This is a genomic window from Nocardioides jiangxiensis (assembly GCF_030580915.1).
In the GTDB taxonomy this organism is placed as follows: Bacteria; Actinomycetota; Actinomycetes; order Propionibacteriales; family Nocardioidaceae; genus Nocardioides; species Nocardioides jiangxiensis.
Window position 1 is genome coordinate 621,228 of record NZ_JAUQTA010000001.1, and the last position, 14,718, is coordinate 635,945.

General features: G+C 71.5%; 19 protein-coding genes. 9 read left to right on the forward strand and 10 right to left on the reverse strand.

Annotation, left to right across the window (positions count from 1 at the left end; all coding sequences use genetic code 11):
• Nucleotides 1-91: 91 nt before the first annotated feature.
• Complete coding sequence (locus tag Q5722_RS03130) at nucleotides 92-448, reverse strand: S24/S26 family peptidase (protein ID WP_305026757.1); 357 nt, start codon at nucleotides 446-448, stop codon at nucleotides 92-94.
• Between the two features lie 27 nt (nucleotides 449-475).
• Here Q5722_RS03130 and sodN point away from each other — a divergent pair, with 27 nt between their 5' ends.
• Nucleotides 476-895 (forward strand): superoxide dismutase, Ni, encoded by a 420-nt coding sequence (sodN, locus tag Q5722_RS03135; protein ID WP_439652470.1) that lies wholly within the window; start codon nucleotides 476-478, stop codon nucleotides 893-895.
• Nucleotides 896-1,039: 144 nt separating this feature from the next.
• Complete coding sequence (locus Q5722_RS03140) at nucleotides 1,040-1,582, forward strand: sigma-70 family RNA polymerase sigma factor (RefSeq protein ID WP_305026758.1); 543 nt, start codon at nucleotides 1,040-1,042, stop codon at nucleotides 1,580-1,582.
• On the opposite strand, the gene Q5722_RS03145 is transcribed toward Q5722_RS03140, so the two are convergent.
• On the reverse strand, nucleotides 1,554-1,961 hold the full coding sequence (locus Q5722_RS03145; protein WP_305026759.1) for a hypothetical protein: 408 nt from the start codon (nucleotides 1,959-1,961) through the stop codon (nucleotides 1,554-1,556). The genes Q5722_RS03140 and Q5722_RS03145 overlap by 29 nt on opposite strands.
• A 182-nt stretch (nucleotides 1,962-2,143) precedes the next feature.
• Between Q5722_RS03145 and Q5722_RS03150 the strand changes: the two genes are divergently transcribed.
• Nucleotides 2,144-2,395: a WhiB family transcriptional regulator gene (locus Q5722_RS03150; RefSeq protein ID WP_107699106.1), complete on the forward strand. Its 252-nt coding sequence runs from the start codon at nucleotides 2,144-2,146 to the stop codon at nucleotides 2,393-2,395.
• A gap of 18 nt (nucleotides 2,396-2,413) precedes the next feature.
• On the opposite strand, the gene Q5722_RS03155 is transcribed toward Q5722_RS03150, so the two are convergent.
• Complete coding sequence (locus Q5722_RS03155; protein WP_305026760.1) at nucleotides 2,414-3,916, reverse strand: sensor histidine kinase; 1,503 nt, start codon at nucleotides 3,914-3,916, stop codon at nucleotides 2,414-2,416.
• A gap of 75 nt (nucleotides 3,917-3,991) precedes the next feature.
• On the opposite strand from Q5722_RS03155, the gene Q5722_RS03160 reads away from it, so the two are divergent.
• Nucleotides 3,992-4,795, forward strand: coding sequence for a DUF2785 domain-containing protein (locus tag Q5722_RS03160; protein ID WP_305026761.1), 804 nt, complete (start codon nucleotides 3,992-3,994; stop codon nucleotides 4,793-4,795).
• 153 nt (nucleotides 4,796-4,948) lie between these two features.
• On the opposite strand, the gene Q5722_RS14960 is transcribed toward Q5722_RS03160, so the two are convergent.
• The 6 genes from Q5722_RS14960 to Q5722_RS03185 all read right to left on the reverse strand — a co-directional run bounded on the left by Q5722_RS14960 (nucleotide 4,949) and on the right by Q5722_RS03185 (nucleotide 8,335).
• Nucleotides 4,949-5,023, reverse strand: a complete 75-nt coding sequence (locus Q5722_RS14960) for a 50S ribosomal protein bL37 (RefSeq protein ID WP_369759046.1) — start codon at nucleotides 5,021-5,023, stop codon at nucleotides 4,949-4,951.
• Nucleotides 5,024-5,112: 89 nt separating this feature from the next.
• Entirely contained in the window at nucleotides 5,113-5,394 is a 282-nt protein-coding gene (gene rsrA / locus Q5722_RS03165; RefSeq protein ID WP_305026762.1) for a mycothiol system anti-sigma-R factor, read from the reverse strand.
• On the reverse strand, nucleotides 5,391-6,002 hold the full coding sequence (locus Q5722_RS03170; RefSeq protein ID WP_305026763.1) for a sigma-70 family RNA polymerase sigma factor: 612 nt from the start codon (nucleotides 6,000-6,002) through the stop codon (nucleotides 5,391-5,393). Before Q5722_RS03170 ends, rsrA begins: the two co-directional genes overlap by 4 nt.
• Nucleotides 6,003-6,115: 113 nt before the next feature.
• Nucleotides 6,116-6,751, reverse strand: coding sequence for an alpha/beta hydrolase family protein (locus tag Q5722_RS03175; protein ID WP_305026764.1), 636 nt, complete (start codon nucleotides 6,749-6,751; stop codon nucleotides 6,116-6,118).
• A gap of 20 nt (nucleotides 6,752-6,771) precedes the next feature.
• Nucleotides 6,772-7,494, reverse strand: coding sequence for an SOS response-associated peptidase (locus Q5722_RS03180; RefSeq protein WP_305026765.1), 723 nt, complete (start codon nucleotides 7,492-7,494; stop codon nucleotides 6,772-6,774).
• A 100-nt stretch (nucleotides 7,495-7,594) separates the two neighbouring features.
• Nucleotides 7,595-8,335 (reverse strand): hypothetical protein, encoded by a 741-nt coding sequence (locus Q5722_RS03185; protein ID WP_439652471.1) that lies wholly within the window; start codon nucleotides 8,333-8,335, stop codon nucleotides 7,595-7,597.
• 197 nt (nucleotides 8,336-8,532) lie between these two features.
• Here Q5722_RS03185 and Q5722_RS03190 point away from each other — a divergent pair, with 197 nt between their 5' ends.
• From Q5722_RS03190 to rsgA, 3 genes are read left to right on the forward strand one after another with little or no spacing between them, the layout of a single operon-like run.
• Entirely contained in the window at nucleotides 8,533-10,494 is a 1,962-nt protein-coding gene (locus Q5722_RS03190; protein ID WP_305026767.1) for a sigma-70 family RNA polymerase sigma factor, read from the forward strand.
• Between the two features lie 23 nt (nucleotides 10,495-10,517).
• Entirely contained in the window at nucleotides 10,518-11,780 is a 1,263-nt protein-coding gene (gene aroA, locus Q5722_RS03195) for a 3-phosphoshikimate 1-carboxyvinyltransferase (RefSeq protein WP_305026768.1), read from the forward strand.
• Between the two features lie 13 nt (nucleotides 11,781-11,793).
• Complete coding sequence (rsgA, locus tag Q5722_RS03200) at nucleotides 11,794-12,798, forward strand: ribosome small subunit-dependent GTPase A (RefSeq protein ID WP_305026769.1); 1,005 nt, start codon at nucleotides 11,794-11,796, stop codon at nucleotides 12,796-12,798.
• 10 nt (nucleotides 12,799-12,808) lie between these two features.
• Here rsgA and Q5722_RS03205 read toward each other — a convergent pair whose 3' ends face one another.
• Complete coding sequence (locus tag Q5722_RS03205; protein ID WP_305026770.1) at nucleotides 12,809-13,273, reverse strand: DUF2231 domain-containing protein; 465 nt, start codon at nucleotides 13,271-13,273, stop codon at nucleotides 12,809-12,811.
• Between the two features lie 90 nt (nucleotides 13,274-13,363).
• On the opposite strand from Q5722_RS03205, the gene hisN reads away from it, so the two are divergent.
• Together hisN and Q5722_RS03215 are read left to right on the forward strand one after the other, a co-directional pair.
• Complete coding sequence (gene hisN / locus Q5722_RS03210; protein WP_305026771.1) at nucleotides 13,364-14,224, forward strand: histidinol-phosphatase; 861 nt, start codon at nucleotides 13,364-13,366, stop codon at nucleotides 14,222-14,224.
• 36 nt (nucleotides 14,225-14,260) lie between these two features.
• On the forward strand, nucleotides 14,261-14,692 hold the full coding sequence (locus tag Q5722_RS03215; RefSeq protein WP_305026772.1) for a CBS domain-containing protein: 432 nt from the start codon (nucleotides 14,261-14,263) through the stop codon (nucleotides 14,690-14,692).
• Nucleotides 14,693-14,718 lie beyond the last annotated feature (26 nt).

The following is a 14,718-nucleotide window of genomic DNA, read 5'->3' on the forward strand; positions in this document are numbered from 1 at the left end:
CGGGGCGTTCGGAAGGTTCGGAAGCGCGGCTCGACGCGAATGGTGTGTCGCGGAGCTGCCAGACAGGGGTTCACCCTCGCCCGGCATCCTTTCACAAGGGAGCGTGCTCCGACACGGGCGGCGGGGGAATGTGACGCATCAGGCACCTGCGGACGAGCACCCTCGCGACCGCGTGCACGTGCTCCTCCGGCACCACGCCACGGTGCCGCGAGTCCACACCTTCAGCGGCGTTGTCGCTCAGCAGCCACCAGCCCGGGGCACCCGTCCTGGTCGTACGCCGCTCGACCGCGCGCTTCACGGCGAGGGTGCCGTCGGCGAACTCCGCGAGCACCACGTCGCCCTCGCGCGCCGGACGCCCCCAGCGGACCAGGAGGCGGTCGCCCTCACGCAGGCCCGGCTCCATCGACCGTCCGCGGACGATGGCCCAGCCCCATCGACGTCCTCGCATGGGGAGTAGTGTCGCAGCCACACACCCGTGACCCCCACGAAGGAGCTGTCGAGCATGCTGTTCGCCCCCACCGTCGAGGCCCAGGCCCACTGCGACCTCCCCTGCGGCGTCTACGACCCCGCCCAGGCCCGCATCGAGGCCGAGTCGATCAAGGCGCTCATCGCCAAGGTCAACGACTCCGACGACCCGGACTTCCGCACCCGCGCCATCGTCATCAAGGAGCAGCGCTCCACCCTGGTCAAGGAGCACCTGTGGGTGCTGTGGACCGACTACTTCAAGGCGCCGCACTTCGAGAAGTACCCGCAGCTCCACACCCTCATCAACGAGGCCACGAAGCTCGCGGGCGCCGGCGGCACGAAGGGCACGCTCGACGCGGCCGTCGCCGACGAGCTCCTCGCCAAGATCGACGAGATCGCCGGCATCTTCTGGGAGACCAAGAAGGCCTGAGCCGGCAGGCGAGCTTGCTCGCCCCGGCTCGGTGACGGGCCCGCCTCCTCCGGGAGGCGGGCCCGTCCGCCATTTCTCCCGCTCCGGCGAGACCGCTGTGGACGAGCGTTCGCACCACTGCCGCTCCGGGCGTCAGATGGGTGCATGGACATCGACGCCCTCGTGCTCGAGCACCTGCCCCTGGTCGACCGCTGCGCCCGCCGCTTCCACGGCTGGGGCGAGCCCCACGACGACCTCGTGCAGGCCGGGCGGCTGGCCCTGCTCCTGGCCGCACGTCGCTACGACGCAGCCCGCGGCGTGCCCTTCGCGGCGTACGCCGCCCCCACCGTCCTCGGCGGCATGCGTCACCACCTGCGCGACAGGGGCGCGCTGGTCCGCACCCCACGCGGCGCCGACCCGCTCCGCTTCGACCAGCTGGACGACGAGGCGTCGCCGGACGGCACCGACCCGGCCTACGAGGAGGCGGAGCTGCGCATGCTCCTGCAACCCCAGCTCGCGCGGCTTCGTCCGCTGGAGCGGGACGTGGTGGCCCTCCGGTTCCTCGACACACTGACCCAGGACGAGGTCGCGGGACGGCTCGGCATCAGCCAGGCGCAGGTCTCCCGCGTGCAGGCGCGGGCACTGACCCGACTGCGCCGGAGGCTCGGCGCCCCGGCCGTCAGCCCTCCGACGACGCCAGGTGGCTGATCGACCTCGGGTGGAAGATCCCGACAAGGACGACGAGCGTGACCGCCGCGAGCAGCCAGGCGACGATGTGGTCGGTCCGGTCGGAGTGGGCGTCGGTGGCGAAGTTGTAGGCCAGGCCGAGCTGCACGAGCTGCGCCATGACGATCGGGCTGCGGGCCCACGACCGGCTGCGGCGCAGCGCCATCCCGCACGCGGCGAGCATCAGGCCCCACAGGGCGAAGAACGCCAGGGTCGTCCACCCCATGGCCGACCGGGTACTGTCGAAGGTCACGGCCTGCACGACCGCAAGGGCCGCGAAGCACACCGCTTCGAGCAGCACGACCAGTGCCGCGACGGTCAGCGGACGCGGTACGACGGAGTTTTCAGCGGTAGCAGGCACGGTCTCAATCTACTTGTGACCAAAGTGACGGCCGATAGGGGTTGTCGTCCGATGGAACTCTTGCCAACCTTGCGTGTGCATTCGTGAAAGAATTCACGAGGCCACCTCATCTTCTCTGCGCGTCAGCGCCTCCACCGAGGCCTCGCGCCCACCCCAGCAAACCAAAGGGAGTACACCCAGCCGTGGATTGGCGTCACGAATCTGCCTGCCTCGACGAGGACCCGGAGCTGTTCTTCCCGATCGGAAACACCGGCCCGGCGATCCTCCAGATCGAGGAGGCCAAGCAGGTGTGCCGTCGCTGCGACGTGCGCGAGCAGTGCCTCGCCTGGGCCCTCGAGGCCGGTCAGGACCACGGTGTGTGGGGAGGCCTGAGCGAGGACGAGCGCCGTGCGCTCAAGCGGCGCAACGCGCGTGCCCGCGTGCGCACCGCCTGACCCCAGCAGTACGACGGCTCATCCGAGCCGCTGAGCGACCGGTACGTCGATCTCGACGCGCGTGCCGGTCGCTGTCGCGTGTGCCGCCCCCAGCGTGAGCTGCCCGTCGAGCTCGGACTCGACCAGCGTCCGGACGATCGAGAGCCCGAGGCTCGTCGACCGGTCCGGGTCGAATCCCTCCGGGAGCCCGACGCCGTCGTCCTCGATGACGAGGCGCAGGCGGCCGACGAGGCGGCGCGCCTCGACGGTGATCCGGCCGACCCGGTCGGTCTCCGGTACGGCGAGCTGCCGATAGCCGTGCTCGACGGCGTTCTGCAGGACCTCGGTGAGCACCATCGCGAGCGGCGTGGCGATGTCGGAGTTGAGCACGCCGAAGCTGCCCTCCCGGCGTACGGCGACGGCGTGGCCGATCCCGCCCACGTCGGCGACCATCCGCCCCAGCCGGTCCGCGATCTCGTCGAACGCGACGTGCTCCTCGTCCGTGTGACTGAGCGTCTCGTGGACGAGAGCGATCGAGCCGACCCGGCGCACGGCCTCCTCCAGCGCCAGCCGGGCATCGTCGTTGCCCATGCGTCGGGCCTGGAGCCTCAGCAGTGCGGCGACGGTCTGCAGGTTGTTCTTCACGCGGTGGTGGATCTCGCGGATCGTCGCGTCCTTCGTGACCAGCTCGCGGTCGCGGCGGCGGAGGTCGGTGACGTCGCGGACGAGGATCACTCCCCCGACGGCGGCGCCGTCGGGCTTGAGCGGCAGGGACCGCAGGATCAGGGCCACTCCGTCGGAGGCGACCTCGGTGTCACGCGCGACGAGCCCGCCGAGCACGGCGCTGAGCGTCTCCTCGTCGGGACGGTCGCGCGGGGGCACGAGGCTCCGGGTGAGCTCGGCGAGATTCCGGCCCACGAGGTCGCCCGCGTGGCCCAGGCGACGGTAGACCGACAGCGCGTTGGGCGAGGCGTAGCTGACCCGTCCCCCGGTGTCCAGGCGGATGAAGCCGTCACCCACACGCGGAGTGTCGGCGTGGTCGCTGCGCTGGCCGGGGACCGGGAACGCGCCACGGGTGATCATCCGGGTGAGCTCGCCGGCCGTCTGGGTGTAGGTGAGCTCCAGGTGTGACGGCGTCCGCACGCCGAGCAGGTTCGTGTTGCGGGCGATCACGGCGAGCACGCGGTCGCCCTGACGCACCGGGATCGTCTCCACCCGCACAGGGACGTCGTAGACCCACTCGGGGTCGCCGCCCTCCCGGGTCAGCCGGCCGGTCTCGTACGCCGTGTCGAGGAGCTTGCGCCTGCCCTTCGGGACGAAGGTGCCCGCCACGTCGTCGAGGAGCGCGGTGGGACCGGTCGTGGGCCGCTGCTGCGCGCCGGCCCAGAACCCACGCCCCTCGCGGTCGGGAAGCCAGAGCACGAGGTCGGCGAAGGAGAGGTCCGCGACGATCTGCCAGTCGGCCACCAGCAGGTGCAGCCAGGCGAGCTCGTCGTTGTCGAGATCGGTGTGGGCCCGGGCGATCTCGTCGAGGGTCGGCATGGCCCGAGAGTACGACCCCCGATAGTCCCGGAAGCCAATTCGCACGGTGTCGGACCCCGCTGGCACGATAGGAACATGCCGCCTCTGCCGACGGACCGTCCCCTGGACGACGTGACCGCCGAGCTGACGGGGCTTCTCGGGAGCACTGACCCTGTCGCGCGCATCCGTGAGGCCTACCGTCGACTCTCGACGTGGATCCAGGAGGGCGCCTACGACGATGTCCTCGCGGGCCTGGGCGACGGCATGGCCGTCGGCCTCGAGGTGGGGCTGGGCCAGAGCGAGGACGACAGCGTCTTCCGTCGCAGCTGGACAGCGAAGGTCCTGGCGGACTGCATCGCGCGCGACAACGCCGCGGGGCTGCTCTCCTCGCGCCAGGTGCTGCTGTGGGGTGACCGGATCGCCACCTGGCTGGTCCGTGAGCGCGACCTGCGCGGCCATGTCGGACCCAAGGGGGCGGCCCTGGCCGTCGCGCACGGCGCTGACGCCATCGCCGAGCTGGCCTGCTCGAGCCACTTCGGCCTCCCGGAGCTGACCGTGCTCCTCGACGTGGTCGCCGACCGGCTGCTGCTGCCGACCGGCCTCCGCCTCGTCGCGGGCGAGCCGGACCGTCTCGCCCGCGCGACCGTCGCGGTCCTGGCCCGCGACCTGGTCCCCCTGGGCCTCCTCGAGCCGTGGATCGCCCGGCTGGCCAATGGCGCCGTCGCGGTCGATCCCGAGGGGGCCGTCGCGTGCCGGGCCTTCAACACACAGTCGTTCCTGCGCGCCCTCTACCTGCAGGTGGCGCACGGCCCGGTGCGACCGGCCGTCCGGTCCGACCTGCTGCTGGTCATCGTCGAGGCACTGCGCGAGACCACCCCGGAGCTCCGCGCAGCGCGCTGACGCCGCAGCCGTCGCGCGTCCCCCGATCCGCGCCTGGCGGGCCGGTGAACGCCGGCGTCCGGACCGCCGCGGCTCGGCCGGAGGTGCCCCTGAAATGCGACGAACCCCCGGAGCAGTGCTCGGGGGTTCGGGCGCTTGCGCTGAGTACGGGACTCAGGCGTTGGGGCGCTTGCCGTGGTTCGCGCCCTTCTTCTTGCGAGCGCGGCGCTTGCGGCCGGTCTTGCCCATGGGGATCCTCCTCGATCGCGGAACGGCTCATCTTCCCAGACGACTGCGTCTGGGTCGAATCGGGTGAGCCGGGGCGGCCCGTCAGGGCCTCAGTCGGTGGTGGTGATCCGCACCTGGACCTCACGCAGCTGCACGAGGACACGCGCGCGGAGGCCCTCCGGCGCCGACTCGTGGCATGAGCGGGCGACGACCTGCTTCACGGTGCGCTCGAGGTCGTACTTCTTCAGACAGGGGCCGCACTCGTCGAGATGGTGGCGGACCGCGCTGCAGTCGGCCTCGTCGAGCTCGTTGTCGAGGAAGAAGACGATGCGCTCGAGGTAGTCGGCACAGTCCTCGGTGCGGGGCTGGCCCTGGGGCTCCGGGGCGCTCACGACACGACCTCCTCACGGGTCAGGCCGAACATGTCGTTCTCGCGGACGTAGTCCTCGAGGAGCGTGCGCAGCTGGCGGCGACCGCGGTGCAGTCGCGACATCACGGTGCCGATCGGAGTGTCCATGATCTCCGCGATCTCCTTGTACGGGAATCCCTCGACGTCGGCGAGGTAGACAGCCAGACGGAACTCCTCGGGCAGGCGCTGCAACGCGTCCTTCACCTGGGAGTCGGGGAGGTGCTCGAGCGCCTCGTGCTCAGCAGACTTCAGCCCCGACGACGTGTGCGACTCGGCGCGTGCGAGCTGCCAGTCCTCCACGTCCTCGGACATCGACTGCTTCGGCTCCCGCTGCTTCTTGCGGTAGCTGTTGATGAAGGTGTTCGTCAGGATCCGGTACAGCCAGGCCTTGAGGTTCGTCCCCGGCTTGAACTGGTGGAACGCGGCGAACGCCTTCGCGAACGTCTCCTGGACCAGGTCCTCCGCGTCGGCCGGGTTGCGGGTCATGCGCAGCGCCGCCGAGTAGAGCTGGTCGAGGTAGGGCAGGGCGTCTCGCTCGAAGCGGAGCGATCGCTCGGCCTCGGTCTCGTTGTCAGGAACCACGTCAGTCATCGCCTCCCAGAATAGGTCAGCGCTCAGCGACGAGCGGTCGAGTACGGCGTTCACGTCGATGCTCAACGGCGGCTGTGCCCGATTTCTTCCGACTTCCTCCGTCGCCGGACGCGTCAGCCGCGTGCGATCTCCCGCACGACCCATTCGAGCGTCGCCTCGACCACCACGGACAACGCCTCCTCCTGCGAGAGCGGTGCCGACTTCGGGACCTTGAAGGAGTGGTCGGCCGCAGGGACGACGGCCATCTCGGTGCCGTCGGGGAACTCGTCGGGCCGGCCGAAGGGGTCGCGCTCTCCCTGGATGACGAGCGTGGGTACGCGGGACCCGGTCAGCTCCCCGACCCGCGACTTCTCGGGCTTGCCCGGCGGGTGCAGCGGGAACGCGAGGGCGAGGCATCCGCTGGCGCCGAGCCCGCGGGCGCAGCGCGCCGCCGAGCGGGCGCCGGCCGACCTGCCGCCCACGACGAGCGGGTTCCGCGGGCGGATCTGGTCGGCCACGGCGTTCAGGGCGACGTCGAGGGACGCAGGTGTGCCTGCGATCTTCCGTCCGGCGACCCGCCAGGGCTGCTCCAGGAGGAGCACGCTGATCCCCTGCCCCGGGAGGTGGCCGGCGAGTGCACTCAGGTCCGGTGCGTCGATGCCACCGCCGGCGCCGTGGCTGAGGAGGAGCGTGGCCACCGGACGCTTGGCGCGATGGGCGACGAGCCGCGCAGGACCGCCCGGTGTCTCGTACGTGCGACTCTCGCTCACGCGACCATCATGCCCACAGGTCACGACTGCAGGGGAAGCGGCGCGACGAGCTCCGGCCCGTTGTTGCGGACGTTGCCGACAGCGGACGACACCGGATAGGCCGTCAGCCGTCCGGGCGCCGCCGGCTCGAGCAGGTTGAGCAGTTCCGCGCCGGCGGCGGTCGGGTCGAGCCAGTCGTCCCAGCGGTCACGCTCGACCATCAGCGGCATGCGGTCGTGGATCATCCCCACGTCGTCGGTGGCCTCGGTGGTGATGACGGTGCAGGTCCAGAGGAAGCGCCCCGGGTCGTCCTCACCGCGGGCCGGGTCGCGCCAGATCTCGTACAGGCCCGCCATCGGCAGCACTCCCCCGTCCGCGGGGCGGATGAAGAACGGCTGCTTCCGCGGCTTGCCCCTCGCATCGAGCTCGGAGGTCGGGTACCACTCGTAGTAGCCGTCCGCCGGCACCAGGCAGCGGCGTACGGCGAGGGCGCGGCGGAACGCGGGCTTCTCGGCAAGTGTCTCGAGCCGCGCGTTGATCATGCGCGTGCCGATCGACCGCTCCTTCGCCCAGGACGGGACCAGGCCCCAGTGGACGGCGCGCAGCTGGCGCTCCTCGTCCTTGGGACGCTCCATGACCGCGTAGACCGGGTCGGTCGGAGCGACGTTCCACGACGCAGTGATCTCCTCGTCGAGGTGGGGAACGGCGTCGAACTCCTCGATCAGCTCGTCCGGGCGCCGGGAGGAGGCATAGCGACCACACATGTCCGTGACGATACGACCACGCCCTGACATGACTCGGGCCGGCCGCATCCCCCCGTCAGGTGCGGTCGGCCCGATCCATCCCGAGAGGGCTGGGTGCGCCCTAGCGGGCGAGCTCGTCGAGGAGCAGCGCAGCGACCTCGTCGGAGCCGGGCAGGCCCTCGATCCAGACGCGCGTGGGGAAGTCGGCCGAGGCGAGCAGCGTGCGTACGAGCGCGACCCGGCGCCCGAGAACCGGATCGCGCTCGACGACAGCCACGACACGGCGGACGCCGAGGCGCCCGATCGTCTCCGCACCGTTGAAGACAGTGCCCGCCGACTGGCCGACCCGGGCCAGCCTCAGCGTGCGGGAGAAGCCGGAGTCAGGAGCCGCGAGCGACTCGACGGTCTCGGGGATGTCGATGACGACGAGCGCGTGCTGCAGCGACACGTCGCCGCCGCTGCGCGCCGCCGCCCGGTAGAGCTCGGCGAGCCGGCTGCGCACGTGGGCGAGGCTGGCCAGACCCGTGAGCGGGTCCTCGCAGGAGATCTGGTGGAGGTAGGCGAGCGTGCCCTCGCTCCACGCGACGCTGATCGCACGCACGGCGTCGTACGACGGATCGGCGCCGAGCACCGCCTGCGACGTCTGGCGGAGCGCGTCGAGCACCTCGTCGAGGGCAGCGCCGTCCTGGGCGAGCCGGCGCCCGACGACGTCGTACGCCTCCAGAGAGCGTGATCCCGAGGCCAGGACCTCCCCGACAGCCTCGAACCGGCGCGGCAATGCGGCGCGCACCTGCTCGGACAACTCCCGGCCTGCCTCGGGACCGCCCGTGTGGCCACGGCGTCGTGTCGTCAACAGCCCCACGGTTGCTCCCCTCTGTGTCTTGCTCCACTGAAGTCATGCGAGGCCCGCCCCCGTCATGCGGGCCTCGAACACCGGTGAAACGGGGGCCCACGCGGTTCATGACGCGGATTCGGCGACGAATTTCCGGAACATCCCGGAGACGGTGTCCGCCACATAGGATTGGCGTCATACATCCGCGATCCGATCGTTGAGCACACGTGACCGACACCTTGACGCTCCAGGAAACGGGCGATGCCGAGCTCATCTCGGCCGTCCGTGGTGGTGACGTCTCCGCATACGGTCCGCTCTTCGAGCGACACGTCGAGGCAGCCCGGCGACTCGCCCGCCAGCTGGTGGGCGCGGCCGACGCCGACGACCTGGTCTCCGACGCGTTCGCCAAGGTGCTCCGTGTGCTGCAGGGCGGCGGCGGACCCGATGTCGCCTTCCGCGCCTACCTGCTCACCTCGATCCGCCGCCTGCACGTCGACCGGATCCGGGCGACCTCGCGCCTGCACTCCACCGACGACATGGAGGCGTTCGACCCCGGCGTCCCGTTCCGCGACACGGCGGTCGAGGGGTTCGAGAGCGCCGCGGCAGCCAAGGCGTTCGCCTCGCTCCCCGAGCGGTGGCAGGCGGTCCTCTGGCACACCGAGGTCGAGGGCCAGAAGCCCGCTGAGGTGGCAGCGCTCCTGGGGATGACGCCCAACTCGGTCTCGGCCCTCGCCTACCGCGCCCGCGAGGGCCTGCGCCAGGCGTTCCTGAACTCCCACGCCATGGAGGTCGACGACGACGCCTGCGCGTGGACGCACCAGCACCTCGGCGGCTACATCCGCAAGGGCATCAGCAACCGTGACGCGAGCAAGGTCGAGAAGCACATCGACGAGTGCCGCAAGTGCATGGCGATCTACCTCGAGCTGAGCGAGGTCAACAACAACCTCGCCGCCATCCTGGCCCCGCTCCTGCTCGGCAGCGCCGGCGTCGGCTACCTCGCGACCGCCGGCGCGGCCACCAAGGGCGCGGTCGTGCTCTTCTTCGACCGGATCAAGGACGGCATCAGCTCGAACGGGCCGGCGACCGCGGCAGCCGCCGGCGTGGCCGCGGCCGGCGTGATCGCGGCAGCCACCGTCTTCGCGCTCCAGTCGGGTGGCGACAAGCCCTCGTCTCCGCAGGCCGACGCTCCGCCGCCTGCCGCGACCTCGACCACACGGCCGTCCACGTCCTCCGACGAACGGTCGACCGCACCGACCACCACCTCCTCCTCCTCCTCGTCCACCGCGCCGCGCACGAGCAGCTCGACCACGCCGACGGCCACCTCGACCGCGACGGCCAGCCCGACGCCCACGACGTCGCCCACCACCTCCTCGCCGACGCCCACCCCGACGCCCACGCCCACGCCGACTCCCACACCCACGCCGACCACCGCCGACGTGGTCGTGACCGCCGGCACGGTGAGCGCCCCCGATGCGAGCGGCACCTCGACGGTCGACATCGCGGTGTCGGGCATCCCGGCGGGCGAGAGCGTGACCGTCACCTGGAGCGAGCCGGCGCCGGCCAGCCCACGCCCGGCCATGCGTCAGTACCTCGCTGCGACGACCACGACTCCGTCCAGTCCCGGGCTCGAGGTGTCCTGCGAGGACGACGACTGCCTCCTGACCAGGACCCGTGACCACCTCGTCCTCACCGCGACCGTGACCGACGACGTGGCGCACGACCTGACCATCACGCTGGTCCCGTCGAGCGGCATCCACGATCCCGACCCGAGCGACAACTCCACGACCATCCACCTCGAGCCGGCGCCGACGGCCCCGCCGGTGACCGGTGACGCCTCCGTCTCGGTGGTGTTCCTGCCGAGCAACGGGATCGGCGACCCCAAGCGGCGCTTCAGCATCACGGCAACGGGTGTGCCGACCGGCCAGACCGCGACCGTGGTCATCAGCTGGCAGGGACTCACACCGCAGTCCGACGTACCGACCGGATGTACCGACACCGGCGATGCATGGTCGTGCACGGTCACGGACACAGGACTGCTCACCGAGGCGCAGTTCAAGGCTGATGCCCTCGCGCTGCTCCCCAGCCTCACGGCCACGCTGACGAGCACCAGCTTCACCGACACCGATCCGACCAACGACACCTCGACCGCAGCAGGCTGCATCGTGGGCGCTGGCGGACTGTGCATCTGAGTGCTGTCGATACCCTTCTCCCCGTGACGATCACCGACCCCTGGCCTGCTCCACGCGCCCTGGCGCCCGTCGACGTGACGGTCTCGCTCCCGGGGTCGAAGTCGCTCACCAACCGTGCACTGCTCCTCGCCGCGATCGCCGACGGCCCCTCGGTCGTACGCCGGGCGCTGCGGTCGCGCGACACGCTCCTGATGGCGGCGGCGCTGACCTCGATCGGGGCGGCCGTCGACACGAGCGGCGACGACTGGACGGTCACCCCCGGAGCCTTCGACCGCGACGCGGAGGTCGACTGCGGCCTGGCCGGCACGGTGATGCGCTTCGTCCCACCCGTGGCCGCCCTGTCGACGGGCGCCATCGCGTTCGACGGCGACGAGCACATGCGCAACCGCCCGGTCGGCGAGATCCTCGCGGCCCTGCGCAGCCTCGGCATCGACATCACCGACGGCGACCGGCTGCCCTTCACCGTGCGCGGCACCGGCGCGGTCGCGGGCGGTGAGGTCACCGTCGACGCCTCGAAGTCCTCGCAGTTCATCAGTGCGCTGCTGCTCGCCGGAGCCCGCTACGACAAGGGCGTGGACGTGCGGCACGTCGGTGCGCCGGTGCCGTCGCTGCCCCACATCGAGATGACGGTCGAGATGCTGCGTGCCCAGGGCGTCGCCGTCGACGACTCCGAGGCCGATCGCTGGACCGTCGCGCCCGGCCGCGTCGCCCCGGTCGACCTGGCCATCGAGCCCGACCTCTCCAACGCCGCGCCCTTCCTCGCGCTCGCGGCGGTCTCCGGGGGCTCCGTCACCGTGCGCGACTGGCCGCTGCGCACGACCCAGGCCGGCGACGCGCTGCGCCAGGTCCTGGCCGACATGGGCTGCACGGTCTCGCTGGACGCCGACGGGCTCACCGTCGAGGGCCCCGACGCGCTTCAGGGCGTCGACCTCGACCTGCACGACGTCGGTGAGCTCGCCCCGGCGATCGCCGCGCTGTGCGCGCTGGCCGTCAGCCCGTCGCGCCTCACCGGCATCGAGCACATCCGCGGACACGAGACCGACCGGCTCACCGCCCTGGCCACCGAGCTCAACGCGCTCGGCGCCGACGTGACCGAGCTGCAGGACGGCCTCGAGATCCGGCCCGCTCCCCTGCACGGTGGCGTCTTCCACACCTACGCCGACCACCGGATGGCCCATGCCGGCGTGATCATCGGCGCCGCGGTCGACGGCGTCGAGGTCGAGAACGTCGCCACCACGTCCAAGACCTTCCCCGACTTCGCGACCTTCTGGTCCGGGCTGCTCTGACGGTCGGGCGGCGATGAGCGGACGGCAGCGGTACACCGAGCACGACCACGAGCACTACGAGCGCCCGCGTCGTCGTACCAAGCCGCGCACCAAGGACCGGCCCACCTACGACGACGCGGTCGACGGCCTCGTCGTCACCGTCGACCGGGGCCGTTTCACCCTCCTGGTCGACGGTCGGCTGGTCTACGCGATGAAGGCACGGCCCCTGGGACGCAAGGGCGTCGTCGTCGGCGACCGGGTGCGCGTCGTCGGTGACGTCTCCGGCGACGACGGCACGATGTCCCGCATCGTCGAGGTCCGGAAGCGCGTCACCACCCTGCGCCGCACGGCCGACGACGACGACCCGGTCGAGCGGATCATCGTCGCGAACGCCGACCAGCTGGTGGTCGTCACGGCCCTCGCCGACCCCGAGCCCCGGCCGCGCCTGATCGACCGCGCCCTCGTCGCGGCGTACGCGTCGGGGATGAAGCCGGTGCTCTGCCTGACCAAGGCCGACCTCCGTGACCCCGAGACCCTGCTGTCGACCTACCGCTCCCTCGGCGTGCCCTACGTCGTGACGCAGCGCGGTGGCGACCTCGCCGAGGTCCGCGAGGTGCTCGAGGGCCACACGAGCGTGCTGGTCGGCCACTCCGGGGTCGGGAAGTCGACGCTGGTCAACGCGCTCGTGCCCGACGCGGGCCGGGAGGTGGGCCACGTCAACGCGGTCACGGGCCGCGGACGTCACACGTCGACGAGCGCCTACCTCCTCGAGCTTCCCGACGAGGCCGGGTGGATCATCGACACCCCGGGCATCCGGTCCTTCGGCCTGGCGCACGTCGAGCCGTCGATGCTGATCGAGGCGTTTCCCGACCTCGACGAGATGACCGAGGACTGCCCGCGGGGCTGCACGCACGGTGCGGGCGAGCCCGAGTGCGGGCTCGACGACGCGGTCGCGTCGGGGCAGGCGGACGCCGAGCGGGTCGAGTCCTTCCGCCGCCTGCTCGCCTCGCGCGAGGGCGGCGCCGACCACCCGGGCTGAGGCCCCGGGGTCAGGCCCCGACGCCCTTCCAGACCGCCTCCGCGCCCGAGTGCCCGGTCATCACCACGAGGTAGAGGACCGCCACGGCCGCCAGCGGCAGCAGCACCGTGACCAGGCGGCCGAGCAGGACACCGCCGTGAGCACCGCGCACGGCCCGGACCGGGAGAGCCCACCACGCCACGACCGCGATCGCGGCAAGGACCCAGGCCGCGGCCTGCAGCCGTCCGGCCCACGCCTCGTGCGTCTGGACGAGCGGGTTCGCCCCGCCGAGGCTGGCGGCCAGGCTGTCTCCGGTCATCGCGGCCAGCTGCACCGCCCCTGCCGCGACCACCGCGATCAGCGCGGCCGCGTGGCGCAGCCACGCACGGCCTGCGGGCACGACGGCGTACGCGAGGGCAGCCAGGGCGGCGGTGGGTGCGAAGACCACCGCAGCGTGCACGACGAGCGGGTGGAGCGGGATTCCGGAGATGGTCACGAGATGCACCGTATCCACCGTTTCCTGACAAAAGCCTGACTGGCGGGCACGCGTCGCCGGCCCGTGACGTCGACCCCATAACCTGTAGCCATGGCTGACGACTACACCGACGACCTGCGCCTCGCGCACGTGCTCGCCGATGACGCCGACTCGATCACGCAGGACCGGTTCAAGGCGCTCGACCTCCACGTCATGAGCAAGCCCGACCTGACCCCGGTCAGCGACGCCGACCAGGCCGTCGAGGAGTCGATCCGCCGTACGCTCTCCCGCGCGCGCAGCCGCGACGCCATCGTCGGCGAGGAGCAGGGATCGAGCGGCCACAGCCAGCGACGCTGGATCATCGACCCGATCGACGGCACCAAGAACTTCGTCCGCGGCGTCCCCGTGTGGGCCACGCTGATCGCCCTCGAGGTCGACGGCGAGGTCGTGCTCTCCGTGGTCTCCGCTCCCCTGCTCCAGCGGCGCTGGTGGGCGGCCAAGGGCCAGGGCGCCTGGACCGGGCGCAACCTGATGAAGGCCACCCAGATCCACACCTCCGACGTACGCCGGCTCGAGGACGCGTCGTTCTCCTACAGCTCGCTGGCGGGCTGGGAGGAGCGCGGACAGCTCGACGACTTCCTCTCGCTGTCGCGCCGGGTCTGGCGCACCCGCGCCTACGGCGACTTCTGGAGCTACATGATGGTCGCCGAGGGCGCCGTCGACATCGCGGCCGAGCCCGAGCTCGAGCTCTACGACATGGCGGCGCTCGACGTGATCGTCCGCGAGGCCGGCGGCCGGTTCACCTCGCTGGACGGCCAGGACGGTCCGTGGGGCGGCAACGCCGTCGCGACCAACGGCCACCTGCACGACGCCGCCCTGGCGTTCCTCGGCTCGGTCGACGACGACACCGACCCCGACAGTGAGCGGGTACCCGGCAGCGTCGCCCTGTTCAGCCGCCGCCCGCAGGGCTAGCGTGGTGATCCGGGGGTCACTGCGAGGAGGCACCGGATGCAGATCAGCGACGTACTCCGCAGCAAGGCGGACCAGGCAGTCGTGACGATCGCCCCTGATGCGGGCGTGCGCGACCTCCTGGCCCTGCTGGCGCTCCACAACATCGGCGCGGTCGTGGTCAGTCCCGACGGCCAGCACATCTCCGGCATCGTCTCCGAGCGCGACGTCGTCCGCCGGCTGCACAGCGACGGCACGGTGATCAACAACGTGGTCTCCGCGATCATGACCACCGTCGTGCGCACCTGTGAGGCCGGCGATGACCTCGACGAGGTGCTCGAGGTGATGACCAACGGCCGCTTCCGGCACATCCCGGTGACCGACGGGGCGGCCTGCGTCGGCATCGTCAGCATCGGCGACCTGGTCAAGCACAAGATCGACCAGCTCCAGTTCGAGCGCGACCAGCTCGACCACTACGTGCACCAGACCTGAGTCCTCGCACGACCTGCGCGACCCTG

What these genes read in the sequence shown, in the direction of transcription:
- Q5722_RS03215 (WP_305026772.1), top strand. Translation starts at nt 14,261, where the DNA reads ATGCAGATCAGCGACGTACTCCGCAGCAAGGCGGACCAGGCAGTCGTG.
- Q5722_RS03130 (WP_305026757.1), bottom strand. Translation starts at nt 448, where the DNA reads ATGCGAGGACGTCGATGGGGCTGGGCCATCGTCCGCGGACGGTCGATG.
- Q5722_RS03180 (WP_305026765.1), bottom strand. Translation starts at nt 7,494, where the DNA reads ATGTGTGGTCGCTATGCCTCCTCCCGGCGCCCGGACGAGCTGATCGAG.
- Q5722_RS03170 (WP_305026763.1), bottom strand. Translation starts at nt 6,002, where the DNA reads ATGACTGACGTGGTTCCTGACAACGAGACCGAGGCCGAGCGATCGCTC.
- Q5722_RS03155 (WP_305026760.1), bottom strand. Translation starts at nt 3,916, where the DNA reads ATGCCGACCCTCGACGAGATCGCCCGGGCCCACACCGATCTCGACAAC.
- hisN (WP_305026771.1), top strand. Translation starts at nt 13,364, where the DNA reads ATGGCTGACGACTACACCGACGACCTGCGCCTCGCGCACGTGCTCGCC.
- Q5722_RS03140 (WP_305026758.1), top strand. Translation starts at nt 1,040, where the DNA reads ATGGACATCGACGCCCTCGTGCTCGAGCACCTGCCCCTGGTCGACCGC.
- rsgA (WP_305026769.1), top strand. Translation starts at nt 11,794, where the DNA reads ATGAGCGGACGGCAGCGGTACACCGAGCACGACCACGAGCACTACGAG.
- Q5722_RS03160 (WP_305026761.1), top strand. Translation starts at nt 3,992, where the DNA reads ATGCCGCCTCTGCCGACGGACCGTCCCCTGGACGACGTGACCGCCGAG.